This is a genomic window from Mesotoga sp. HF07.pep.5.2.highcov (genome assembly GCF_003666285.1).
GTDB lineage: Bacteria > Thermotogota > Thermotogae > Petrotogales > Kosmotogaceae > Mesotoga > Mesotoga prima.
Window position 1 is genome coordinate 1 of the sequence record NZ_JFHJ01000049.1, and the last position, 1,289, is coordinate 1,289.

Here is a 1,289-nt window from a genome sequence, read left to right on the forward strand (position 1 = left end):
CATCCGACAACGGCGTATGAAGTGTTGTCCCAAGTCGAGTACCTTAGACCTTCGCTGGATATTCCTTACTGTCACCACGAGCGTTGGGACGGAAGCGGATATCCCCGCGGACTTAAAGGAGAAGAGATTCCTCTGGCTGCAAGGATATTTGCCGTTGTAGACGTTTATGACGCTCTGACTTCAGATAGGCCGTATAGAAAAGCCTGGAGCAAAGAGAAAACCGTAGAGTACCTTCTAGAGAACTCCGGAAAGCTATTCGATCCAGCCGTGATAGAAAAGTTTCTTGAGATATTGAGAGTCAGTTCACCATCATAAGTCGACGCAAAAACAATTATTCATCATTTCTCGCATGAGCCTCCGCAATTACATCTGAGAACTGCTTGCGCAATAGTATCCCATTCAAGCGTTATAGTTATTTCCGGGACCTCATAGGTCGTTCCATCAACGAGCCATTCTTCAAAATGATATCCGGAATCAGGCGTCGCGCTTAGATCAACTGAGGATCCTTTATCGTAAACGTAGGTTCCTTCGGGAGGACTGACGGTCCCTCTTCCATATTTGTAGATCTCAAGAGTTACTTTCTCTGCTTTTTGCACAAACTCTGCCGAGACTGATTTGTCACGGTCCATGATAATCGAAGTAGTTTCGCTATCTGAATAAAAAGTACCGTCAAGGTACCAGGCCTCGAACTCCCATCCGTCTGCGGGAGTAGCCGAAAGGGGCACGGAGGTTCCCTCTATGTATGTGTGATCTCCGACCGGAGGACTGACCGAACCCTGACCGATTGGCTCAACCATTGTCAGGGTGAAAACTGTTGGCGGTTCTTCAACAAAAAACGCCTTAGCTGTCTTGCTGGCATTCATGGTGATCGTTATCTGCGAATTGTATGAGAAGAGAGCTCCATCTATCTGCCAGAAATCAAAGTCCCAGCCGTTGGAAGGTGTAGCCACAAGGGTAACAACTGAACCCTCTTTATATATACTTATACCGACCGCAGGTTCGACATTTCCGCTTCCGGAGGGCTCAAGCATTGTAAGCGTGTGTGTCTTACGGACAAAGACTGCCTTAACATTTCTATCGGTGTTCATTGTGAGTTCGGCTTCATGTTCAGAGGAATAGACTGCATCTTCAACAAGCCAGTGTTCAAAGAGCCACCCTTCTGCCGGTGTCGCTTGAAGTGTTAAAGACTTTCCTGCATCATACTTGTGATCTCCGACAGTCGGAGCAACCGCTCCCTGACCAATTGGTTCGTGCATAGACAGAGTGACCGAAGCCACAGGCTCCTCGTT

At 47.7% G+C, this 1,289-nt stretch carries 2 protein-coding genes; one reads left to right on the top strand and one right to left on the bottom strand.

The features are described 5' to 3' along the window. On the top strand, positions 1–315 hold a 315-nt coding region (locus BG32_RS00940), incomplete at its 5' end, for an HD-GYP domain-containing protein (RefSeq protein ID WP_121526240.1). Between the two features lie 23 nt (positions 316–338). Here the strand turns inward: BG32_RS00940 and BG32_RS00945 are convergent. After that, positions 339–1,289: InlB B-repeat-containing protein (locus tag BG32_RS00945; protein ID WP_220660296.1), on the bottom strand; the 951-nt coding region annotated here is incomplete at its 5' end.